Annotated in this window: 22 protein-coding genes; 10 read left to right on the forward strand and 12 right to left on the reverse strand. The window is 68.0% G+C overall.

What is annotated here, in order from left to right; genetic code table 11:
* Positions 1-167 precede the first annotated feature (167 nt).
* Entirely contained in the window at positions 168-548 is a 381-nt protein-coding gene (locus A5691_RS02735; RefSeq protein WP_067753167.1) for a hypothetical protein, read from the reverse strand.
* 134 nt (positions 549-682) lie between these two features.
* On the opposite strand from A5691_RS02735, the gene A5691_RS02740 reads away from it, so the two are divergent.
* The gene (locus tag A5691_RS02740; RefSeq protein ID WP_068015296.1) at positions 683-1,900 is read left to right on the forward strand and encodes a sensor histidine kinase; all 1,218 of its coding nucleotides are present in this window, start codon (positions 683-685) and stop codon (positions 1,898-1,900) included.
* Positions 1,873-2,562, forward strand: coding sequence for a response regulator transcription factor (locus A5691_RS02745; RefSeq protein WP_067753161.1), 690 nt, complete (start codon positions 1,873-1,875; stop codon positions 2,560-2,562). Before A5691_RS02740 ends, A5691_RS02745 begins: the two co-directional genes overlap by 28 nt.
* A 3-nt stretch (positions 2,563-2,565) precedes the next feature.
* On the opposite strand, the gene A5691_RS02750 is transcribed toward A5691_RS02745, so the two are convergent.
* The 5 genes from A5691_RS02750 to A5691_RS02770 form a co-directional block, all read right to left on the reverse strand.
* Positions 2,566-2,943, reverse strand: a complete 378-nt coding sequence (locus A5691_RS02750; protein ID WP_231972813.1) for a hypothetical protein — start codon at positions 2,941-2,943, stop codon at positions 2,566-2,568.
* Between the two features lie 52 nt (positions 2,944-2,995).
* Positions 2,996-4,354, reverse strand: coding sequence for an SRPBCC family protein (locus A5691_RS02755; RefSeq protein WP_067887919.1), 1,359 nt, complete (start codon positions 4,352-4,354; stop codon positions 2,996-2,998).
* A 9-nt stretch (positions 4,355-4,363) separates the two neighbouring features.
* Positions 4,364-6,124 carry an amidohydrolase family protein gene (locus tag A5691_RS02760; protein WP_067753152.1) on the reverse strand — a complete coding sequence of 587 codons (1,761 nt, stop codon included), beginning with the start codon at positions 6,122-6,124 and terminating at the stop codon, positions 4,364-4,366.
* Between the two features lie 115 nt (positions 6,125-6,239).
* On the reverse strand, positions 6,240-7,376 hold the full coding sequence (locus A5691_RS02765; RefSeq protein ID WP_067753149.1) for a phosphotransferase: 1,137 nt from the start codon (positions 7,374-7,376) through the stop codon (positions 6,240-6,242).
* A 110-nt stretch (positions 7,377-7,486) separates the two neighbouring features.
* On the reverse strand, positions 7,487-8,107 hold the full coding sequence (locus tag A5691_RS02770) for a TetR/AcrR family transcriptional regulator (RefSeq protein WP_067753146.1): 621 nt from the start codon (positions 8,105-8,107) through the stop codon (positions 7,487-7,489).
* A 78-nt stretch (positions 8,108-8,185) separates the two neighbouring features.
* Here A5691_RS02770 and A5691_RS02775 point away from each other — a divergent pair, with 78 nt between their 5' ends.
* Complete coding sequence (locus A5691_RS02775) at positions 8,186-9,316, forward strand: hypothetical protein (RefSeq protein WP_067887924.1); 1,131 nt, start codon at positions 8,186-8,188, stop codon at positions 9,314-9,316.
* On the forward strand, positions 9,313-10,398 hold the full coding sequence (locus tag A5691_RS02780) for a phosphotransferase family protein (RefSeq protein ID WP_068015281.1): 1,086 nt from the start codon (positions 9,313-9,315) through the stop codon (positions 10,396-10,398). The genes A5691_RS02775 and A5691_RS02780 overlap by 4 nt, the downstream gene beginning before the upstream one ends.
* On the opposite strand, the gene A5691_RS02785 is transcribed toward A5691_RS02780, so the two are convergent.
* Positions 10,399-10,839: an ATP-binding protein gene (locus A5691_RS02785; protein WP_067780240.1), complete on the reverse strand. Its 441-nt coding sequence runs from the start codon at positions 10,837-10,839 to the stop codon at positions 10,399-10,401.
* Between the two features lie 56 nt (positions 10,840-10,895).
* On the reverse strand, positions 10,896-11,273 hold the full coding sequence (locus A5691_RS02790) for an STAS domain-containing protein (RefSeq protein ID WP_067753137.1): 378 nt from the start codon (positions 11,271-11,273) through the stop codon (positions 10,896-10,898).
* Between the two features lie 358 nt (positions 11,274-11,631).
* Here A5691_RS02790 and A5691_RS02795 point away from each other — a divergent pair, with 358 nt between their 5' ends.
* The 3 genes from A5691_RS02795 (at position 11,632) to A5691_RS02805 (ending at position 14,339) form a co-directional block, all read left to right on the forward strand.
* Entirely contained in the window at positions 11,632-12,756 is a 1,125-nt protein-coding gene (locus A5691_RS02795; RefSeq protein ID WP_304528520.1) for a catalase family peroxidase, read from the forward strand.
* Entirely contained in the window at positions 12,753-13,331 is a 579-nt protein-coding gene (locus A5691_RS02800) for a cytochrome b (RefSeq protein ID WP_067887927.1), read from the forward strand. Before A5691_RS02795 ends, A5691_RS02800 begins: the two co-directional genes overlap by 4 nt.
* Before the next feature lie 114 nt (positions 13,332-13,445).
* Positions 13,446-14,339, forward strand: coding sequence for a fructose bisphosphate aldolase (locus A5691_RS02805; RefSeq protein WP_067887932.1), 894 nt, complete (start codon positions 13,446-13,448; stop codon positions 14,337-14,339).
* Positions 14,340-14,389: 50 nt separating this feature from the next.
* Here the strand turns inward: A5691_RS02805 and A5691_RS02810 are convergent, their stop codons facing one another.
* The 3 genes from A5691_RS02810 to A5691_RS02820 all read right to left on the reverse strand — a co-directional run bounded on the left by A5691_RS02810 (position 14,390) and on the right by A5691_RS02820 (position 17,823).
* The gene (locus tag A5691_RS02810; RefSeq protein ID WP_068015284.1) at positions 14,390-15,478 is read right to left on the reverse strand and encodes a DUF190 domain-containing protein; all 1,089 of its coding nucleotides are present in this window, start codon (positions 15,476-15,478) and stop codon (positions 14,390-14,392) included.
* Positions 15,479-15,556: 78 nt separating this feature from the next.
* A complete protein-coding gene (locus A5691_RS02815; RefSeq protein WP_068015289.1) occupies positions 15,557-16,729 on the reverse strand; it encodes a sulfotransferase in 1,173 nt (390 codons plus the stop codon).
* Entirely contained in the window at positions 16,726-17,823 is a 1,098-nt protein-coding gene (locus A5691_RS02820; protein ID WP_068015292.1) for a DUF1214 domain-containing protein, read from the reverse strand. Before A5691_RS02820 ends, A5691_RS02815 begins: the two co-directional genes overlap by 4 nt.
* Before the next feature lie 59 nt (positions 17,824-17,882).
* Between A5691_RS02820 and A5691_RS02825 the strand changes: the two genes are divergently transcribed.
* Both A5691_RS02825 and A5691_RS02830 read left to right on the forward strand, forming a co-directional pair.
* A complete protein-coding gene (locus A5691_RS02825; RefSeq protein WP_067753118.1) occupies positions 17,883-18,467 on the forward strand; it encodes a TetR family transcriptional regulator in 585 nt (194 codons plus the stop codon).
* A 185-nt stretch (positions 18,468-18,652) separates the two neighbouring features.
* Entirely contained in the window at positions 18,653-20,563 is a 1,911-nt protein-coding gene (locus tag A5691_RS02830; RefSeq protein WP_067780206.1) for a pyruvate kinase, read from the forward strand.
* Here A5691_RS02830 and A5691_RS02835 read toward each other — a convergent pair.
* Positions 20,501-21,088, reverse strand: a complete 588-nt coding sequence (locus A5691_RS02835) for a TetR/AcrR family transcriptional regulator (RefSeq protein WP_067753112.1) — start codon at positions 21,086-21,088, stop codon at positions 20,501-20,503. The two genes, A5691_RS02830 and A5691_RS02835, sit on opposite strands and share 63 nt — an antisense overlap.
* A 152-nt stretch (positions 21,089-21,240) precedes the next feature.
* Here A5691_RS02835 and A5691_RS02840 point away from each other — a divergent pair.
* Positions 21,241-21,511, forward strand: a 271-nt coding sequence (locus A5691_RS02840; RefSeq protein ID WP_197504969.1) for an acyl-CoA dehydrogenase family protein, incomplete at its 3' end; no start/stop codon positions are given.

Consider the following 21,511-nt stretch of genomic DNA (forward strand, 5'->3'; position numbering starts at 1 on the left):
CCGCGACGGCACTCGGCGCGTTGGTGGGCATGAAGGATCGGGCATGTGAGTCGACCACCCGCTCGAGTTGGGGAACGGCCAGGTTGGCGGCACCGGCCGCCAGGACCCACAGCCCGACGATCAGGACCGCGTACCGAGCGGTGAATCGCGAGATCAGTCCCGGAATGTCATGCAACGGTCTGCCGATCGCCGCTCGGTCCGCCGAAGAGACCCACCGCCACATGCTCGCCGCGCGTCAGCGAGCGCACTCGCAGCGACCGCCGGGAGCCGATCCGCACCAGTGCGTGCAGCCCGGGTTCGGCGGTTTCGAGATCGGCCCGCACCTGTTCGGCAGCCACGCCCTCGTGCGCGGCCTGGTCCAGCTTGGCCACCAGCATGGTCATCCAGCGCTGTCCCAGCGAAAGCAGCAGGCCCTCCTCGTCACCGAACAACCGGGATATCTCGGGTGAGTCGGCGACCACCGCGAGCGCCCGCTCGGCGTCGGCCTCGGCGGCTTTGATCACTTCGGCCATGAAGGCCATTCGGTCGTGCAGCAGTGTCCATGTCATGACTGAAACGCTAGGAAAACGGTGACCCCTTGCGCGTCGTGCCGAAGTGCAGTCTTTGCCTCCTACCACGGGCGGAGGCGATTGCCGACCACGGCATGATGTCCGCAGGTGGCGCACTCTTTTACGATTGGACGATGTTGCGTGCTGCAACGGGATACCTGCGCGAACAGTTTCGCCGACGAAGTGAGCTGATTCCGGTCGGCATCACCTGGGCGTCGTTCGTAGCCGTCGACGCCACCGAGGTGGCGGGCGGGGTGATCGCGATTCTGCAGCGGCCCACCGCTGACCTCCCCGTCGCGGTGGCCGCGTTCGCGTTGTCGATCTCACCCACGTTGTTGTTCTTCTTCCGCAACATGAAGCTGAGTCCGCTGCTGATGTGGGCGACCTGGTCGACGGCCACGGCCATGCTTCTGTTCGGAACCTCGACGCCCATCCACGCCGATTTCGCTCCGGCGCTGCTGGTGATGATGGTGCTGTCGGTGACGACGCTGACCTCCGTCATGGGTGGCCTGTTGGCCGCCGCCTCGGCGGCGGCCATGCTGCTCGCCGCGTCCGCGCTGCACCGCTTGGACGCGGTGGTGCTGTACCTGGGTTTCGTCGGTGCGGGGTGGCTGCTCGGCTACATCATGCGGACTCAACGGCTGCTGCTGGCCGAACAGATCGAGGCGCAGAAGCTGTTGGCCGAGCACGCCGCCGCCGATGAGCGGCGTCGCATCGCCCGCGAGGTGCACGACGTGATCGCCCACTCGCTGAGCATCACCCTGCTGCACGTGACCGGTGCGCGCCGAGGACTGCAGCAAGACCGCGACGTCGACGACGCGGTCGAGGCGCTCGAACAGGCCGAGCGCCTGGGCCGGCAGGCGATGGCCGACATCCGCCGCACCGTCGGACTGCTGGACAACTCGCCGACCAAGGCGGCCCAAACGACGCCCGAACCCGGGATGGACGATGTGGGGGTCCTGGTCGCGGACTTCCAGCGGGCCGGCCTAAACGTGACGCTGAGCATCGACGGAGCCACCGAACGCGTCTCGGCGGCGGTCGGTCTGGCGCTGTACCGCATCGCGCAAGAATCGCTGGCGAACATCGCCAAACACGCGCCCGACTCGAAATCGGCGGTGACGCTGGCGGTCTCGTCCGCGTCGGCGAGGATCACAGTCGACAACCGGTTACCGGTGGCGATCGCGGCCCCGCAATCCGCCGAGGGCCGCGGCCTGCGTGGCATGCGCCAGCGCGTCGAGCTGCTGGGCGGGGCGATCGACGCCGGGCCGACCGAGGATGGATGGTCGGTGCGCGCCGACATCCCGCTGCACGAGGGTGACACCGGATGGCGCCCGTGGTGGTGCAAGGCGTGATCCCGAACATCGCGGAAATCCCCGAAATCAGCGTCCTTCTCGTCGACGACCAGGACCTGGTGCGGTCGGGGTTGCGCCGGATCTTGCGCCGCAAGGACGGCTTCGTCATCGTCGCGGAATGCGCCGACGGTGACGAGGTGCCGGCCGCGGTTGAAGCACATCGACCCGATGTGATCGTGATGGATCTGCGCATGCGCCGGGTCGACGGCATCGAGGCGACGCGCCGGCTCGGGGGGACGCCGCCGGTCCTGGCCCTGACCACCTTCAACGAGGACGAGTTGCTGTCCGAGGCGTTGCGCGCCGGGGCGGCCGGGTTCGTGCTCAAGGACTCGTCCGCCGAGGAACTGATTCGCGCCGTGCGCGCGGTTGCCAGAGGCGACAGCTACCTGGATCCCGCGGTCACCGCGCGCGTGCTCACCACGTACCGCAAAGCCGCTCCCGGTCCGCGCGGCACGGCGATCGGCGGATTGACGACTCGCGAGCTCGACGTGCTCACGTTGATGGGCAAGGGTCTGTCCAACGGCGAGATCGCCGACGAGCTCTGCATTTCCGGCGTCACGGTCAAGAGCCATATCGGCCGAATTTTCGGAAAACTCGATCTGCGGGATCGGGCGGCGGCGATCGTGTACGCCTACGACAACGGCATCGTCGTTCCGCGCTGAGCGCTACAGAGGCGCGCCCTGCTCCGCCAGGTTCAGCATGGCGTACGCCATGCACATGAGAAGGTTCAGCACCACCAGGACCAGCCCGGCGAAAATCAGTGAGCGGGCACCTTGGCGCTTCAGCCGCTTGTACCGCGCGGCCCGTGTTTCACGGTCGAGCTGCAGAGCGATGAGCGCGAAATTGACGTCCATCACTTCATGGGCCGCCAGGGGCGCCCCCGCCAGCATTTCCCGGACACGGTCGGGTGCCGTTCGGACACCGACGCGTTCGAAGTTCTGACACATTCGGCGCGCGCGTCTTCGCGCGAGTGGTTCATATCGCATCTGCAGCTGATGCGCGAGTTGCCCTCTGTCGTCCCCCCACGGGTTTGACGGGGTCATCACGAGATGGATTCTAAATCGCATCGGACCGATTACGGCGTGTCTACACGGATTATGTTGTGGGCGATTGATTCGCCGTGCCGCCACTCATCCGCTCGGATTGGGATAGGTCCAGATAGCGCTCCAGGTTGCGATGCATATTGATGACCCGCCGCTCCTCGCTGGACAGCACCAAGTGAGTGAAGCCCGGTTGGTGCAGGCCGCGCTGGAGGCCCGCGAGCACCTGGATGTCCTGCGTCAGCACCACGCCGGGCTCGGCCTCGCCGGCGGTCACCCGGACGTCGGTCGGCTTGGCGCGCGGTGAGCCGGGCGGCATTCGGGTCATCAAGAACATCACCAGCTCACCATGATCCGGATCGGGGCCGGGCCGCGAGCACATTACGGTGAGGTGGTCTGCGTTGGTCAGCAGCGTCATGTTGGGGAAGACGTTGTACTGGTGCAGCCGGGTGATCCGGTCCGTGTCGGCCCAATCGAGGTCTACCCCGCGGCTGGCGGCAAACGCCCGGGTGTGCTCGGCGATTAGGTCCTGGACCGTCTGCCCGGGCCGGCGTTCGCCGGCGGGAAAGGGCGTGAGCTCGGCGGCGCCCATCAGCGCGCCCTGCGTGTACACATAAGCGTCCCAGACCTCTTCGTCGCTGAGCCGGCCCTCGAAGCGGGGGCTCTGCACGCCGTAGGGTTGGTCGGATTTGCCGGTGTGACCCCAGATCTGTTGGGGCGCATGAATGTCGTCGACGCAGCGCAGCAACTCGGGGTGCAGCGTCTGAATGTGGTAGGTCTCGCTGTAGCCGTCGGCGATCGTCTTCCAGTTGGCGTCGACCTCGACGGTCAGTGTCGCGTAGCAACGGAAGTCGCTCAGCCGGCACCAGGCGATGTCGTCGGGCACCGCCTCCAGATACTCGAGGAGCGGCATCGCACCGAGGTCGAGGTTGACGAAGACCAGTCCGGCCCAGCTGTCCACCCGGACCGGCACCAGAGGGAAGTCCGACATCTTGAGTGACCCGAAGCCCTTGCGGTTGGGCACCCGCTTGAGCGTGCCGGCCAGGTCCCAGGTCCACCCGTGATAGCCGCACTTGAGCTCCCGCAGCCCGGAGCCCGAGCCCACACACACCGAGTTGCCGCGGTGGCGGCACGCGTTCTGAAAGGCGCGCAGCACGCCGTCGCCGTCGCGAACGATCAGCACCCCGTACGGTCCGCACCGGTACTCGAAGTAGTCGCCGGGCTCGGCGACGTGGTCCACCATGCACGCGAGCTGCCAGACCTTCGGCCACATTCGCGCGACCTCGAGCGCGGCGAACTCCGGCGAGTAGTACCGCTGCGCCGGCACCAGGGTGGGGCTCTCCGGCGGGGTGCCGATCGCGTCCTCTCCAGAAGGGGGGCAGGTGCGGGTCTGGTTGCCGGCGGGCGCGTTCATGCGCGGGCCCTAACGCGCTCCCCGCACCAAACGGCCGGGGCGCGCCCCGGTGTCGACGTCGTGGCGCCGCGTCACGGTCCCGCTGACGATCGTGGCGGCGTAACCGCTGGCTCCCTGCAGGATCCGGTTGCCGCCGGCCGGCAGGTCGAAGGCCATCGCCGCGGGGTGCAGCGTCAGGGCGTCCATGTCGATGACGTTGATGTCGGCCTTCTTGCCCTTCTCGATGGTGCCGCGGTCGGTGAGGCCGAACAGGTGGGCCGTGTCGCGCGATTGCTTACGGATCACGTACTCCAGCGACAGCTTGTCGCCCCGGCGCCGGTCGCGGGCCCAATGGGTCAGCAGGAACGTGGGATACGAAGCGTCGCAGATCATCCCGCAGTGGGCGCCGCCATCGGAAAGCCCGAGCACACCGGCCGGGTGCAGCAGCATTTCCCGGATCGCGTCGCAATTGCCGTCGGCGTAGTTGAACAGTGGCAGCATCAGCATGGCGGTCGCGTTCCGCTCGAGCATGAGGTCGTAGAGCGTGGACAACGGGTCCTCGCCGCGGGCCGCAGCGATGGCGGCGACGGTGCGTTCGGGGGTGGGCTCGTAATCGGGCGGATCGCCCAGCGCGTACAGCCGCTTGAGCGAATGCTGCACCAGGGCGAACATCCCGTCGAACAACAGCGTCGGGTCGGCGGGCAGGTCCTCATCGGCCAGGATGGCGGCCTTCACCGCCGGGTCGGCCAGGCGCTGCGCGAGTTCTTCGCGGCTGCATTCGGCCGCCAGCCGGCGGTAGGTGGGCCGGTGGCTGAAGCCGTGATGACCCTGGAACCCGATCATCATCCCGAACGGTCGGGCCGCGACCTGCGGGTAGAGGCGGGCGCCCTCGGCGTGCGCGTCGGCGGACAGGTCGAGCATCTCGCGCCACAGGTTGGGATCGGCGTCGACCTGGATCAGCGCGAAGGACACCGGCCTGTCGATCTCAGCGCTCAACCGGCGCATCCAGTCCAGTTCTTTCTTGGGCGCGACGATGTCCTCGCCCGCGGAGCCTTGCGGCGCCAGCTCGAAGACGGCCTGACCACCGGCGGCCATGGCCCGCCCGAGCCCGAACAGCTCATCCTCGGCGGCGAACGTACCGGGCACCGGTTCACCGTCCATGGCGCGGTGCCCCATCGTGCGCGACGTCGAAAACCCCAGAGCGCCGGCCTCGATCGCCTCCCGGACCAGCCGGCCCATCGCCTCGATGTCGTCGGGCGTCGCTGGTTCGTTGCGGGCCCCGCGCTCGCCCATCGCGTAGGCGCGGATGGCGCCGTGCGCGACTTGGCTGCCCACGTCAATGGAGAACTTCTGCTTGCCGATCGCGTCGAGGTATTCGGGATAGGTCTCCCAGCCCCAGGTGATGCCCTCGGTCAGCGCGGTGCCGGGGATGTCCTCGACGCCCTCCATCAACTCGATCAGCCACTGCTCGGTGCCGGGCCGCACCGGGGCGAAGCCCACGCCGCAGTTGCCGGTCACGATGGTGGTGACGCCGTGACCGCTGGACGGCTCGAGCAGGCCATCCCAGCTCACCTGGCCGTCGTAGTGGGTGTGGATGTCGACGAAGCCGGGGGCCACCACATGCCCCGTGGCGTCGATGGTTTCGGCGGCTTCCCCGCCCAGCGCCGGGTCGTCGGCGCCGCGGCGGACGACGTCGACGATTTTGCCGTCCTTGATGCCGATGTCGGCGTGATAGCGCTCCGCGCCGGTGCCGTCGACGACGGTGCCACCAACGATCTTCAGGTCGAACATGTGACTCTCCTTGCCGGAACGGGCAACAGGCGCGAACGAGACTGGCAGCATTACGCTACGGCTAGTAGCGTAACTCTTGCGGCGGGCATCGCAATAGGTTCGGGCGATCTTTCTGTCAGAGCGAACTCTTCAGCGCCGAGACCGTCTCCAGATCGTCGAGGGCCACGACACCGCGCCGCAGCCCTTCCATGGCGACGTCTTCGACCTGCATGCCGCCCATTCCCGCGGTGATCAGGGGGGCCACGTAGGCGTACAGCGCTGCCTGGCGGAACCGCAGCCACAGGTCATCGCGGTCCAGGGTCGGGCCACCGGCCGCCGCGAGGGCACGGCGGTAGTCGTCGAGCAGCTCGCGCTGGGTCGCTCGGCGGTCCTCGGGGTCGAGGCTGGTGATCAGCGTGTAGGCGAGCTCGCGCGACGGGTGCCCGCGCCGCACCGCCTGCCAGTCCAGCAGCCCGGCCTTGCCGCCGTGGAAGTACATGTTGCCGGGGTGGGCGTCGCCGTGCATGACGGTGTGCGGGGGAGTGTCGATGAGAGCGGCGACCGCGCGGTAATTGTCGGCGATGAAACGGCCGTTCTCGACGGGGATCTCGGTGCGGTCGGCGAGGCGCTTGATCGAGGCGTGCATCAGCGAGCCGGTCAGCAGGGAAGTGACGTCGCCGGACGGCGTGTAGAGCCAGCCCAATGGACCGCGCCCGTCCCGGGGCAGTCGCTCCCAGAAGGTGGCGTGCAGGTCGGCGAGCAGCTCGACGATCAGGCTGGCCTGGTCGGGCGAAAGGGGATGCAAGGTGTCGGGGAACTCGCACGACTCGACCGGGAGGTCTTCCAGCACCACCAGGTAGCGTCCGGTCCACGAATCGAACGCGGACCCGTAGGAATACGGGGCGCCGACGACCTGCGGGGCGAGCTGACGGTAGAACCTCACCTCCGTGTGCCCGAGTCGGCCCAGCTCGCCCATCAACCGGGTCGCCGCGGTCGTCGCCGCGAGCTTGACGAACACCGAGTCGGGGACGTTCTTCCCCGTCAACACCAGCCGTGCCCGCGCCGACGTGCCCGCGTCGCTGCCCAGAAGCCGGACCGATCTGACGGCGGTGCCCATGATCCTCGACAGCACCGCCGCGTCGATGTCCTGCGCCCGGCGGGGGAGCCCGACCCGACCACCCACCACCGCGTCGGTGGCCACCCGGCCCATGCCACGGCCGAGGTGCGCGGCCAGGCCGGCAACCGATAGCGCCTGCGTCACGGGGTTGTTCATCGCGGTCGTTCCTCAGTGGGGGATGTGTCACCCGCGCCGCGAGCCGTGGGACATCGCGGCACGGGGTCAGACAAAAATACTTGAACGTCTCGACATCAGACAATACTTAGTTATTGTCTGATCTGTGGTACCAGGGCTCGCACCACGAACTGCTCGACGAACCGGCGTTTGTCGGCGGTCGTGCGGTACCGCCACGAGGGCGCCAGCAGAAACAGCGTGGTGGCGTGCAGCCACTGCACCACCGACCGCGGATCGAGGTCGGCGTGCAGGCGGCCGGCGGACTTCCACCGATCCAGCAGCGGTTGGTAATGCCGCAACAGGGTCTCCACGATGGGCTCCGACCCCTTCTCGAGGGCCGTCGCCACCGCAGTGCTCTCGGCGGCGAACAGCGCCTCGTTCAGGGGATCGCCGTCTACCGACTCGACGCGGGCCAGCACCATCTCCGGCACCGACCGCACGGGATCGTCGGGGGCGGCCAGCGAGCGCACCAACGCGCCGAGCGCGTGGTCGACCCGCTTCAGGATCAGGCCCAGCAGGACATCGTCACGTCCCGGGAAGTACCGGTACACCGTGGACCGCGACACTCCGGCCTCGTCGGCCACCTCACCCATCCGGAACTGGGTGTTGCCGCGTTGCACGATGCAGCGGCCGGCGGCGTCCAGGATGCGCCTGCGGGCCTCCTCGTCATCGAGGATCGCGCGGTCGTCGCCCCACCGGCGGCTCGGCTCCATGGCGCAGATGTTACGGGATGCGCCGCGTAGCACAACGAATTCCGTTGCGAATCAACCAAATCGCTCGAGAGGACAGCCATGGTGTACTCCGCCGCCGACGAGTCGTTCACGCACCAGCTTCCGACGACGTTCGACGCGGTACACGACAGCGACCCGACGTGGTCGGATCGCTGTTACTTCTTCGCGGCGTCGCCCGACGGCACCATGTTGTTGGCCAGCGGTTACGGCAACAATCCGAACACCGGCAGTGGGCTGGGCTATGTCAAGGTGAGTCTCGCCGACGGCCGGCACTGGGATCTGTTGGCGGGTAAGCCCATCGCGGGCGGCGATCGAACTGAGCTCAGTGCCGGCCCGATGCGCTGGACTTGCGTTGAGCCCCTGAAGAAGTGGCGGCTTGACGTGGAACCCAATGGTTCGGGGATCGAGTGGGAGCTTTACTACAAACCCAGCGCGCCGATGTGGGAGTTGCTGCCCATGAAGGTGATGGGCGACGACGGTCGGGTGCTCGCCGATATGTATCACATGAAGGAACCGGGCCGGTGGAGCGGCTGGGTGCGGATCGACGGCGAGCGGATCAGCGTCGACGGGTTTCACGGCGGTCGCGACCGCACCTTCGGCGTGCGGGTGTCCGACAGGATCGACTTCTGGCTGTGGCTCGACGCGGGCTTCGACGACCACGCGATCGAGGCGTGGGTCATCGAAACAGCCGACGGGACAGTGCAATACGTCGACGGTGGCATCACCTATGCGGATGGAACCCTGTCAAAGCGGTTCGTCAAGATCGAACACGACGTCGAGTTCGACGGCGCACGCAAGCGGCCCGCCCGCGCGGTGCTGGTCTTCACCGACGAGGACGGCGAGACCCATCGAGTCATCGCCGACGCGCCGCATCAAGACGTCAACGCCTACTACGGGCTGCCGATGGCGCACTGCCAGTACGAGGACCTCGGCGCCGGGGCTTACTTCATCCATTTCCATTGGGACAGTGGCAATTCCGAACAGCTTGTCGAGACGGAGGGTAAGTCGATGGCCCTTGACCAGCTGATGCGCTTCGAGCGGGACGGCCACACCGGTTGGGGCGTATTCGAATTACTGCTCGGCGGTGCCGGTTACCGGCGGTATCCGAATTGGACGGCGATGGACATGTCGGCGTTCACCCAGGACAGGACGCCGGTCGAGCGCCTGCCGGCCCAAGGGGCTCGCCAGTGACCGTGGCCGCCGACTTCGGGGCGCGGCTGAAGGGCTGGCTTCGCACCCGACTGCCCGACTCCGACGATGTCCGCGTCGAGGGCCTGGACCGGGTGAGCTTCGGCCATTCGGCCGAGATGCTGATGCTGACCGTGGTCACCGGCCACGGCGATCGGCGGGCACGCCAAGACCTGGTGCTGCGGCTGCGGCCCAGGCCGCCCGCGCTGCTGGAGCCTTACGACCTCCCGCGCCAGTTCCGCATCCTGTCCGCACTCCAGGACACCGGGGTCCGCGTGCCGCGGGCGCTGTGGCTGGAAGAGACCGGCGAGGTGTTGGGCCGGCCCTTCTTTGTGATGGAACGCGTCGCCGGCGACGTGTACGAGATGCAGGCGCCCGCCGGCGTCGCGGACGAGACCGTGGTGCGGATGTGCCGGAGCCTGGTCGAGCAACTCGCCGCCATCCATGCCGTCGACCTCGCCCGGACCGGGCTCGATTCGCTCGACGACGGCGGGACGCACCTCGAGCGAGAACTCGACCACTGGGCCGCGGAGATGGACCGGGTCAAGCGTGGTTGCCTGCCCGCCCTCGAACGGCTTCACCGGGGGCTGCGGGAGAGCCGGCCGGCGCCCTGCCCGACGGTCACGCTGGTGCACGGGGATGCCAAACCGGGCAACTTCGGCTTCACCGGCGGCGAGGTGAGCGCTGTATTCGACTGGGAGATGAGCACGGTCGGCGATCCGCTGACCGACATCGGCTGGCTGGAGATGCTGTGGGCGCAGCCCGTCGGCATCAACAGCCATCCCGCCGCGCTCCCGATCGACGCCCTGCTCGCCCACTACGAGCGGACCAGCGGTATCAGGCTGCAGAACCGCGAGTGGTACCGCGCCTTCAACGCCTACAAGATGGCCGTCATCTGCCTCATTGGGGCGATGCTCGTCGAGGAGGGGCACAGCGAGGATCAGAAGCTGGTTCTCGCCGCGTACGGCACCTCGTTGCTGACCAGAGCCGGCCTCGCCGAGCTCGGTATCGACGAATCCCTCGACGACGGTCCGGTCCTGCCGCGCGAGGACCGCATTCAGCAAGTCCTGGCGCAAGCGACGTAGTTACGAAGCGTCGGGCCGTCCCGTGAGGTCGGTCCACGTCATCGTGACGCGGGTGCCGTGGGGTGTGCGGTCGATGGTCACTTGGTCCGCGAGGACCTCCATCAATGGGATGCCGCGTCCCCGGAGCTGCTGCTGGGGAGCCGGAATTTTGTGGCGCCATCGCCCGCGATCGCCGACGGACACCGCCAGGGTGTCGGACCGGCGGTCATAGGCCGCGCTCACGTCGAGCGTCCCGGGCTGCGAGGCGTTGCAATAGGCGAATTCCGCGGCGTTGGCGATGGCTTCGTTCACCGCCAGCAGGACGTCGCTGAACCGGTCGGAACTGAGGGTGAAATGCGTCTCGAGCCAGAGGCCGAACTCGGCTCGGGTCCGAGCCGCGCTGCGCGGGTCGGCAGCCACGCGATTCCGCGCGAAGCGGGACCGGTCGTCGGTCTGTGACACGTCATGCGACTGATCAGAGCGCCCCATCGTCTCCAGTTGTGCCCCCATCTCGAGGTTCACCCACCAGCGATGCCGCTCAGCGCGTCGTCGAGCGAGCTGTAGAGCGAGAGCACGCTGTCGATTCCCATCAATTTGATCGGCCTGCTGGTCGCCGAGCCGTTGGCGACGACCGCGAATTGCGTGGGCGGCTCGGTCTCGGCCTGCGCCGTGACCAACACTGTCATCCCGGCGGACGCCAGGAAGTCCACTTTCGACAGGTCAACGATCAGCGCGGCGGGTTTGGTCGCCATCGCGGTCTGGATCGCCTCGGCCAGATGCGGTGAGCTGAGCATGTCCACCTCGCCCGAGACGGTGAGGACGACCGCCTGTTCTACCTGTTGTTTTCCCACTGAAAAAGCGGTCGGGTCTATTGGATCACCGGTTAGTTCGCCCATGGTCTATTCACTCACATTCGGTCCCGCGCGGGACCCGTTAGCTCTCAAAACAGCCACTGCCAGCCCGGGGGCTGCTGGTTCAACCCCACGGAAAGCGCTTGCCCGTCGGAGGAGACACACTCCATCGATCTGCGCTGCTAGCCACAGATGCAGCCGCAAGTTCTCAGTAGATGGTATGTCACTTCGCGAACCACCCCCAAAACGAGTGAACGAATGACACCCCCGCGCCGTCCTGTGAGTGTGTGCGACGGTCATCGCAAAAGTTGCGCGCGCGTTCGGCCCATGCGTGAATTGCCTGCACCGGATTCGTGTCCAGCCTGGGCCGTGTGGCCTGCAGAAACGCGGAAGGGCGGTGGCCGTGGAGCCCGGTGATCACGAAGGCCCGCAGAACGACCCGCCCGGCGATGTCGAGCGCACCCGGTCCCTCGCCGAAGCCCTGACCCGGCGGAGCGCATTGCTGGGCATGGGAGCGGTGGCCGGCATCGCCGCGGTCGACGTCGGTGGGTTCGCCTACGCGGGCGGCTGGCTGCGGCCCGGCGCGCTGACGCCGCCCCGGTTCACCGACCGCTTCGAGCATGTCTACGGGCGTCACGAGGGTTTTCGGCGCAACCACGCGAAGGGGCTCAGCGCGTTCGGAACGTTTGCCAGCACGGGGGCGGGGGCGGCGGTCTGCCGGGCCGGGATTTTCCGGCCGGGGAGCGTGCCGGTGATCGGCCGGTTTTCCCTGTCGGGCGGTCTGCCGGATCAGCCTGACATGCCGACCACGGTCCGGGGGTTGGGCCTGCTTTTCCAGGGTCCCGACGGCGAGCAATGGCGCACCGCGATGATCAACATCCCCGTCTTCCCGGACAGCACTCCGCAGGGGTTCTACGACCGGCTGCTCGCGTCCAAGCCTGTGCCCGAGACGGGCAAGCCCGACCCCGCGAAGATGGCCGCCTTCCTCGACCGCCATCCGGAGACGGTCGCTGCCATGAAGGTCATCAAGGGTGCGCCGCCGAGTGCTGGGTTCGCCGACAGCACGTATCACGGGTTGAACGCGTTTCGATTCACCAACGGCGCCGGCGCGACCGTCCCCGTGCGCTGGTCCGCCGTTCCCCAGGAAACGGCGGCCGTCCCGGCGGCGGCCGGCAAGGACTACCTGTTCGACGACCTCATCCGCGCGCTCGCGCAGCGCCCGCTGAGTTGGCGGCTCGTGCTCACGATCGGCGAGCCGGGCGATCCCACGCACGACGCCTCGAAGCCCTGGCCGTCGGCCCGTCGCAGCATCGAGGCCGGCACCATCACCGTCACGGGCGTGCAGACCGAAGCGCCGGGCAACGCCCGCGACATCAACTTCGACCCCCTGGTCCTGCCGGATGGCATCGCCGCCTCCGACGACCCACTGCTGGCCGCAAGGTCGGCCGTCTACGCCCGCTCGTTCACCCGTCGCGCCGAGGAGCCCAAGACGCCCAGCGAAGTCGACGTCTCCCGGGTGCTGCGGTGACGGCCGGCACCGCCGCGGCCCGGTTCGCGCTGCCGTCCCGCCTGTTGCACTGGCTGATGGCGCCGATGGTCATCGCGCAACTGCTGATCGGCGTCACCATGGTCGCGGCGCTGAGCTACTACCCGCTGCTGCTGGCCATCCATCGGCCCCTGGGAGTGCTGATCCTGATCTTCGCGGTGGTCCGGCTGGCGAATCGGCTCAGGCACCGGCCCCCACCCTTCCTGGCCACGATGAGCGGCGCGGAACGGCGCATCGCGACGTGGTCGGAGCGCCTGCTCTACGCCCTGCTGCTGGTGCAGCCACTGACCGGGTGGGCGATGCTGTCGGCGGCACGGTTCCCCGTCACCCTGGTGGGGCCGTTGCGGCTGCCCGGCATCGCGCCGCACAGCATCGATGTCTTCGCGGTTCTCCGCGAATGCCATGGCGCGTTCGCGTTCCTGCTGTTCGCAGCGTTTACCGCCCACATGTGCGCGGTCCTCTTCCACACGCTCGTTCTGCGCGACCGACTCCTCGATCGCATGGCGCTGTGGCGCGTCAGACCCGCCGCCGCGCAGCCAGACCAAGCCGACCTGTGACGGCCTGCCTTCTGGGACTTTGATCGGCCGAATATGATCGGCACGATTATTTGCAGGGCGCGAGCACCGCGGCGGCCGTGACCGTACGGGACCACGAAGGAGTGGGGAACTTCCATGCCAAACGAGAAGCAAGCGGACCGGATGGCGTCGGGGAAGGGATTCATCGCGGCGCTCGACCAGAGCGGCGGCTCGACGCCCAAGGCGCTGCGCCTCTACGGCATCCAGGACGACGCGTACTCCTCCGAGGAGGAGATGTTCGACCTCATCCACCAGATGCGGTCGCGGATCATCACGTCGCCCGTATTCAACGGCGACCGCGTGCTGGCCGCGATCCTGTTCGAGCAGACCATGGACCGCGAGATCGAGGGCAAGCCGTCGACCACCTACCTGTGGGAGACCAAGGGCGTGGTGCCCATCCTGAAGATCGACAAGGGCCTGGCCGAGGCGTCGGATGACGTGCAGCTGATGAAGCCGATCCCGGGGCTGGACGAGTTGCTCGAGCGCGCCGTGGGCAAGGGCGTCTTCGGCACCAAGGAACGGTCGGTGATCGGGGGCGCCAACGCGGGGGGCATCGCCGCCGTGGTGGCCCAACAATTCGAACTGGCCCACCAGGTGCTCTCGCACGGTCTGGTGCCCATCATCGAACCGGAGGTCACCATCTCGATCTCGGACAAGGCGGAGGCCGAAGGCATCCTGCGCGACGAGATCACCAAGCAACTTGAGAACGTGCCCGAGGGTCAGCGCGTGATGCTCAAGCTGAGTCTGCCCACCGAGGTCAACTTCTACCGCCCCCTGATCGAGCACCCGAAGGTGATGCGGGTGGTCGCCCTTTCCGGTGGCTACTCCCGCGAGGAAGCCAACGAGCTGCTGGCGAAGAACACCGGGTTGATCGCCAGCTTCAGCCGCGCCCTCACCGAGGGGCTCGCGGTCGACCAGTCCGACGAGCAGTTCAACGCCACGCTGGACAAGGCGATCCAGTCCATCTACGAGGCCTCGGTCGCCGGCTGACCTAATCGCGGTGCGACCCGCGTCCGCTCGGTCCGCGGCGCTCGCGATCGCTAGTAGCGGTGGCGGGCCATGCGCGGCGGCCCGTCGCCGGCGTCGTGTTCGTCTGACACCACGGCGGGCACCATCTCGCTCGTCACCAGCCCGTCGTCGCGGGTCAATTCGTCGACCACGTCGAAGGATTCGGCGATGTGGGCCGGGGTGTCGACGAGGATGGTCACCACGGGGACGCGCCGACGCAGCGAGAGAAACTTGTCGCCGTGCGGCCGATGGTCTCCGTGATATCCCCAGATGCCACGCAGCACCGTCGCGCCGTCGGGCGCGTCGCGCTGACACAGCTGCTGCACGATCGCGCGGTGAATGGGCACCCCGTCGACCAAGGCCGACTCGGATGTGTAGACGGTCAGTTTCTGGAAGAGCGACAAACCGCGTTCGTCGACCCCGGGCAGCGCGTGCGGCCGCTCCAGCAGTTCGCCGTCGCGTTTGCACACCCGGACCCGCTCCAGCGTGAACATCGGCTCACGAAGCAGCCCGGCGAGCTCCGGCAGCACGCCCGCGATGCGCTCACCGGATCCGACGGCCACGATCATCATCGGCACGTTGGCGTTGCGACCGAAGAAGCGGGCGCGATGCCGCTGCCCGTGGCTGACGCCGTCGACCCCCAACAGCACCGAGGCGCCGGCGATCCGGCGCCGATGCAGGAGGTCGCAGACGGCGACGTAGGCCGGGGTGCCGTTGACGCGTTCCTTGCGGCCGACGTACACGGTCAGCTTGACGGCTTCGCGCAATTCCTCGGGGAGTTCCAGCGGCCCCGGGAAGGACCCGCCGCCGCGCAGCAGCCGCGCCCGCTCGAGGGTGACCAGGCCGCGCTGCTTGATGGCGAGCACCGGGTCGAGCAGGGCCTCGATCTTCGCCCTGGTGTCGACCGCCACGATCGCGACGGGCGGATCCTCGGACAAGGTCAGCGACTCGTCGGTCCTCAGGTAGCGACCGGTACCGAAACCACCGGCGCCGCGCAGCACCACGCCACAGGCGATGCGGTGCCGGCCGTACAGGTCGAGCAGCACGTCGGAGACAAAGCCCGCGTCGGTCCGCCGGCGCTCGGCCAAGTAGGTGGTGAGCTTCAGGCAGTCCTCGTCCATGGCCGCTCCCGTCGCTTTGCGGCGATCCTACCCGGTTGGAGACCTCAAGCGTCGCAACGGTGTTCGCTGCGACCCGGCTCACCGCAGGTTTTCGGTCGGCACCGCGTAGCGGTCCTGATAGGCGCGCACCCGCTCGCGCACCTCGCCCGCCTGCAGGCCGGTGTCCGACCAGGTGTAGCGGCCGCGGCCCCCATCGCCGGGGTGGGCGGCGAGAAACTCGCGCATCTGCTGCTCGGCGTCGGGGCGCAGCTCGCGGTCGAGCCGTTGGTAGATGTCCTTGATCGTGGTCCATGGGTCGGTGATGAAGTCGGTGTATTGCACGTCGATCACGCGGTCGGCCGGCACGGCGCCGCTGTCCCGCAGGGCCATCTCGCGCTCCAGGCCGACGACGATCTCCTCGTAGGACTGCGCCGCACACTCGGCGATGCTCGATTCGTCGCTGCACATCCGGCGCAGGTGGTGGGTGAGGGCCGCGATCGACGAGATGACGTTGAGCGGATCGCGGTGCGTCTGCACGATCAGCGCGTCGGGGTATTCGGCCAGCAGCGTGTCCAGCTGCCACAGGTGCGCGGGCGACTTCAGCAACCACTGACCGGCTACGCCGGATTGCAAGTGCTGCAGGAAGATTCGGTGATATCGGTATGCGCCCGCGTGGTCCGCCTCGTAGAGCAGCCAACGGTAGTAACCCGGCAGGCGGTACTGCACCGAAAAGATCATGCTGACGAACTCGCCGGCCGTGATGCGCACACACTCCTGCCCGACGAGCGCGCCCATCGGATGAAAGGCCAGGAACCCCGGCATGATCTGCTCGGACATTTCGATGCTGGCCTGCGCCTGCGCGATCCGCGGATCGTCGTGATAGGTCTCCGGTTGTGGAACGGGGCAGGGTTCGTCGACCTCCCATGTCAGCGGGGCGCGCAGCGCGGGATCCTGGGCGAGCAGGTCATAGAGGATCGTGGTCCCGGTGCGTGGCTGGCCGACGATGAAGATCGGCGCCGTGACCGGTTTGGCGGCGATCTCGGGATGCTCTTTGCGCCAGGCGATCACACCGAGGCGGTTCTTCAGGGCCCGCATGATGTCGAGGTGCGCGATCTCCACCCCGATGTCCGACAGTCGCGCGTCGTTGATCAGCCCGTCGGTGAGGCGGTGCAGCCCGGGCCGCCAGCCCTCGGCGCCGAAGTCGTCGCTGCCGACCTCCTCGCAGGCGGCGGCAATCAGCCGCTCGGGGGCGAATCGATCCTGCAGTGTCATACGGCCTCCTCGCATCGGCGCACCGACACCTTCACGTCGGGCGGGCTGGGGTTGTCCAGCCAGCGCAGGACGACGAACCCCCGATGCCGGCCACCGGTGTCGAGCCAGTGGCCCAACCCGAAGTCGTTCGCGGAGATGGCGATCCGTACCCGGCCGTCGCCTTCGGGGGCCACGCCACGGTTGGTGACCGAGCTCTGCCGGGCCCGCGGCTCGAGGCACTCGTGCCAGATGCTTTCCAGGGTGACGTTCCAGTACCGGGTGTCGGGTGGGGCGATGTCGAGGACCAGGGCCTCGTCGGGCTCCAGCCGGAAGGTCCCGATCATGTACAGGTTGTCCGGGGTGGTGTCCGCGGCGCCCAGGTTGGCGGCCTCGGCGGTCAGCAAGGTGTTGGGCATGTCGAGCAGTTCCGGCTTGATGGTGCGGTGCAGCGTCGTCAACTTCATCAGTGACCAGGCCATCGCGGTGAACTGATCTGCGAGCTCGGCGTCGGTCAGCGGGACCAGCGGGGCGGGGTCGAGCGCCTCGATGCGCAGGGTGGCGAGTTCCTCTTGCGCACGGTCGCCGATGTACTCGCGGACCACCACGGATGAGGCGTCGTCGGGGATGCGCACCCACTGGGCGCCGGCGAGTTCGGAGGGTTGATCCGCGGACAGCACGACCGCGAATTCGCCTGAGGCCAAGGCCAAGTCGACGTCGCTGACATACCCGGCCATGCGCCGCGGCGTGAGCCCCGTCCCGGCCAGGATCTGCAACCCGAGGTAGGCGCTGGTGCCCCGGGAGCCGGTGATCCGGTAGCTCCGGTCGCCACGGATCATCGCCAGGTAGTAGTTGCCGTCCGGATTGGGGCCGCCGACCATCCGGTTCGCCGAACACATATCGAAGAAGGTGGGCCGGTCGGCATCGGACTCGACCGACATCTGTGCACACAGCGACGAGACGCGGGCGATCACCCGCAGCCCTTCCAGCAGCTCCCGCTCGGACTCGGCGTCCTCGGTGAGGATCTTGGTGACGTCGGCGACCATCTGCTGGACGAACTGCCACGCGGCCCGCGCCTTCGAACCGGGCTGATCGGACGAATCGGTGTCTTGAGACATCGTCTCATGCTAAGACTATGTCTAACGACTTGGACGTGATTTGCGGAAAAGGTGGGGGAATGGCTGCCACGGCATCGTTGGCCGAACGCAAGCGAACGGCGATGCGCCAGCGGATCGCCGGCGCCGCGGCTCAGCTGGTAGCCGATCGCGGCTTGGCCGGCACCACGGTGGACCGGATCGCCGACGAGGCCGACATCGGGCGCGCGACCTTCTTTCGCTATTTCAACTCCAAGGAAGACGCCGTCGCCGAGGGCATGACCGTCCATTGGCTCAACCGGATCACCGACGCCCTGGCGGCCCAGCCTGCGCGCCTGAGCGCCACCGATGCGGTCGTCGGCGCCTTCTCCGAGCTCGCGGGCGGGTTCGCCGACATCGAGGACCAGATTCGCGAATTGGCCGTCCTGACAAGGTCTTCCGACACATTGGACGCCTGGACGCTGCACATCTACGTTCGGTACGAGCTGGCGATCGCCGATCTGATCGCGCCGCGACTGCCGCGATTGGCCCCGCAGGACCCCAGGCCCCGCCTGATCGGCGCGCTGGCGATGGCGGCCGTGCGCATCGCCCTCGACGATTGGCTCAGCCATGGCGGATCCCTGCCCGACCGGGTGGGACGTGGCCTGGCGGCGATCACGGTCGGATAGCCAACACCTCACGGCCGCTTACCCCCACCGCGGCCCCATCAAGGGACCTATTCCCCTGTGTTGACCCGCAGCCGGCGAGTAAATTCGCTGTGTACCTTGATGATTCGCGCCCTACGCGTTACGCGAACGTTAACACTATGTGGCCGTGGGCCGCCGAGCTGGGAGTTGTCTTGTCTGCTGAGCGCATGGTCGATGCTGCGCACCCGGCCCCGCCCGACGCCGGCGAACCCGAGGTCCGTCGGCGGCTGGCGGCCCTGCTGGCGCAGATCGACGGCCTGCTGGCAAGCCTGCGGGAGGCGGAGATCTCCTGGGCGCGGTGGCTGCCGGCCATTGCGCCGGAGCACCGCGCGAGCGCACGAAACCTGTTGCACTACTGGGCGATCCGCCAATTCGACCTGCGCGAACTTCAGTCCGGCCTCGCGGAGTTCGGCCTGTCGTCGCTGGGTCGCAGCGAAGCCCACGTCCAGGCCACGCTCGCCGCGGTCCGCGCGGCCATCGTGGCCATGGCGGACGGGGGTTGGCAGCCGCCAGCGCCGTCCGCGGTCCCCATCGAGCTGGGGCCGAAGATCCTGCGCCAACACAGCGTCGAGCTGCTGGGGCCCCGGCCGGCGCATCGGATGACGCGCATCATGGTCACGCTGCCGACGCAGGCCGCAACCGACCCTGACCTGGTACGCGAATTGGTGCGGCGCGGCATGAACATCGCGCGGATCAACTGCGCCCACGACGATGCAGATGCATGGCGAGCCATGGTCGGCCACGTCCGGGACGCGGCCGCGGAGGCCGGCACCACGTGTCTGGTCGCGATGGATCTGGCCGGGCCGAAGCTGCGCACCGGGCCGCTCGAGCCGGGACCCCGGGTGGTCAAGCTTCGACCACGACGAGATCAGCTCGGCCGGGTCGTCGCACCGGCGCGGGCGTGGATGACCTCGATCGAAGAACCCGCCAACCCGCCGGAACCGGGCATGACCGTGTTCACGGTGCCGGTGCGGTGGCTCGCCGGCCGCCGTCCGGGCGACATGCTGGTGCTCCGGGACGCGCGAGGGTCCCAACGGCGCCTCGTGCTCAACGACGGCACCGAGCCCACGGGACGTGGCTTCGTCGTGACGACGCAGCAGACCACCTACCTGGTGACGGGGACGGTGCTGACCACCGAAGACGAATCGGCGCGGGTGGCTCCGCTCGCCGAAGCGGAGCAGAGCTTGGTGGTGCGCGCCGGAAGCCTTCTGCAACTGACCCGCGACTGTTCACCGGCGCCCGTTGGCGGTGGTCAACCCGTCGCACGCATCGGTTGCACGCTGCCCGAGGCTTTCGACCATGCCCGGGCGGGGGACGCCGTTTACTTCGACGACGGCAAGATCGGCGGCCGCGTCGTGTCCGTCGCTCGCGACGTGCTCACCGTGCGCATCGACCGCCCGGAGCAAGGGGAGGCCCGACTGAAGGCGGGCAAGGGCATCAACATGCCCGACACCGACTTGCCGATCTCGGCGATCACCGACCGTGATGTCAGCGATCTCGCCGCCGTGATCGAACTGGCCGACCTGGTGGACTTGTCGTTCGTCCGTAACCCGGCCGACGTCGACCGGCTGTTGGCTGAGCTTGACCGACTCGGAGCCGACCGATTGGGCATCGTGCTCAAGATCGAGACCCGGCGTGCTTTCGAGCACCTGCCGCAGCTGTTGCTCACCGCGATGCGCCGGCCGCGGGTCGGGGTGATGATCGCCCGCGGCGACCTCGCGGTCGAGTGCGGCTACGAGCGGATGGCCGAGTTGCAGGAGGAAATCCTGTGGCTGTGCGAAGCCGCACACCTGCCGGTGATCTGGGCGACGCAAGTCCTCGAGCAACTCGCCAAGACCGGTCTGCCCTCACGCGCGGAGATCAGCGATGCCGCGATGAGCGAACGTGCCGAATGCGTGATGCTCAACAAGGGCCCATTCCTCGACGATGCGGTCACGGTGCTCGACAACATCATGCGGCGAATGGCCGACCACTACTACAAGAAGAACGCGTTGTTGCGCCCGCTGCGGTCCTGGTCAGCCACCACCGGTCAGGGCGCCGACGATGATGCGGGTCGTGCGCTCGGCTCGGCGTCGTGAATATCCTTGCGGGTCAGAGAGGATCGGGTAGACCACGCCACCGACGATCGCGTCCGCGGCCGACTCCGCGGTGCTTTCGTCGACGCCGGCGGCGAGGATGCGAGCCCGGACGCTCTCGTGTAGGGGCTCGCTGAATCCGGCACGCAGTTTGACCGCGGTGTCCTCGTGTTCCATGCCCGCGGCGGTCAAGATCCGCAGCATCGCCGAGCCGCGAGCCGTCGTGAGGGTGGTGGCGAGCCTGCGCACCCACCCCACCAGGTCGGCGGCCAAATCGTCGGTGTGGTTGACCGATGCGAGCAGCTGGTCGGCGTCCTCGAGCATGACGTCGGCGACCAGGGCGGGGCGGCTGGGCCACCACCGGTAGATGGTCTGCTTGCCCACTGCAGCGCGGGCGGCGACCGCCTCGATGGTCAGGCCGTCGAAGCCGCGCTCCAAAAGCAATTCGCGGGTGGCGGTGACGATCGCCGTGCGCGACTTCTCGCTGCGGCGCCTCGGCGTGCTCACCTGGGTGAGATCGCTTGGCATATGGTGATCCTCACTGCCGCCTTTGCCCGCTTTACATCGCGTGACTACCCCCGGTAGTCTGCCACAAGACGAGACGGTTCGTCTTGTAAGGCCATCCGAATCGAAGGGTAACAGTCCGTGCGGCCAACGTCAGCCAGCTCCCGGCCGCCATCGTGACCCTGGGATTGAGCCCGGAGCAACAGGAACTCAGCGACGCCGTCGGCCAGTTCGCCGGCCGGCACGCGCCCGTCTCCGCCACTCGCGACAACTTTGACGACCTAGCCGCGGGGCGCCCGCCCCAGTGGTGGGAGGCCTTCGTCGGCAACGGATTTCACGCGGTGCATCTGCCCGAAAGCCTCGGTGGGCAGGGCGGGCGCCTGATCGACGCCGCGTGCGTCCTGGAGGCGGCGGGCAAGGCGCTGTTGCCCGGCCCGCTGCTGCCGA

The sequence above is a fragment of the Mycobacterium sp. E183 genome, assembly GCF_001667735.1.
Lineage (GTDB): Bacteria > Actinomycetota > Actinomycetes > Mycobacteriales > Mycobacteriaceae > Mycobacterium.

Bases quoted from the DNA above. Each gene is read 5' to 3' on its own strand.
- A5691_RS02790 (WP_067753137.1), bottom strand. From the start codon at position 11,273: ATGGGCGAACTAACCGGTGATCCAATAGACCCGACCGCTTTTTCAGTG.
- A5691_RS02835 (WP_067753112.1), bottom strand. From the start codon at position 21,088: ATGCCAAGCGATCTCACCCAGGTGAGCACGCCGAGGCGCCGCAGCGAG.
- A5691_RS02815 (WP_068015289.1), bottom strand. From the start codon at position 16,729: ATGACACTGCAGGATCGATTCGCCCCCGAGCGGCTGATTGCCGCCGCC.
- A5691_RS02830 (WP_067780206.1), top strand. From the start codon at position 18,653: ATGGTCGATGCTGCGCACCCGGCCCCGCCCGACGCCGGCGAACCCGAG.
- A5691_RS02735 (WP_067753167.1), bottom strand. From the start codon at position 548: ATGACATGGACACTGCTGCACGACCGAATGGCCTTCATGGCCGAAGTG.
- A5691_RS02810 (WP_068015284.1), bottom strand. From the start codon at position 15,478: ATGGACGAGGACTGCCTGAAGCTCACCACCTACTTGGCCGAGCGCCGG.
- A5691_RS02740 (WP_068015296.1), top strand. From the start codon at position 683: ATGTTGCGTGCTGCAACGGGATACCTGCGCGAACAGTTTCGCCGACGA.
- A5691_RS02805 (WP_067887932.1), top strand. From the start codon at position 13,446: ATGCCAAACGAGAAGCAAGCGGACCGGATGGCGTCGGGGAAGGGATTC.
- A5691_RS02760 (WP_067753152.1), bottom strand. From the start codon at position 6,124: ATGTTCGACCTGAAGATCGTTGGTGGCACCGTCGTCGACGGCACCGGC.
- A5691_RS02770 (WP_067753146.1), bottom strand. From the start codon at position 8,107: ATGGAGCCGAGCCGCCGGTGGGGCGACGACCGCGCGATCCTCGATGAC.
- A5691_RS02750 (WP_231972813.1), bottom strand. From the start codon at position 2,943: ATGACCCCGTCAAACCCGTGGGGGGACGACAGAGGGCAACTCGCGCAT.
- A5691_RS02820 (WP_068015292.1), bottom strand. From the start codon at position 17,823: ATGTCTCAAGACACCGATTCGTCCGATCAGCCCGGTTCGAAGGCGCGG.
- A5691_RS02745 (WP_067753161.1), top strand. From the start codon at position 1,873: ATGGCGCCCGTGGTGGTGCAAGGCGTGATCCCGAACATCGCGGAAATC.
- A5691_RS02825 (WP_067753118.1), top strand. From the start codon at position 17,883: ATGGCTGCCACGGCATCGTTGGCCGAACGCAAGCGAACGGCGATGCGC.
- A5691_RS02765 (WP_067753149.1), bottom strand. From the start codon at position 7,376: ATGAACAACCCCGTGACGCAGGCGCTATCGGTTGCCGGCCTGGCCGCG.
- A5691_RS02775 (WP_067887924.1), top strand. From the start codon at position 8,186: ATGGTGTACTCCGCCGCCGACGAGTCGTTCACGCACCAGCTTCCGACG.
- A5691_RS02755 (WP_067887919.1), bottom strand. From the start codon at position 4,354: ATGAACGCGCCCGCCGGCAACCAGACCCGCACCTGCCCCCCTTCTGGA.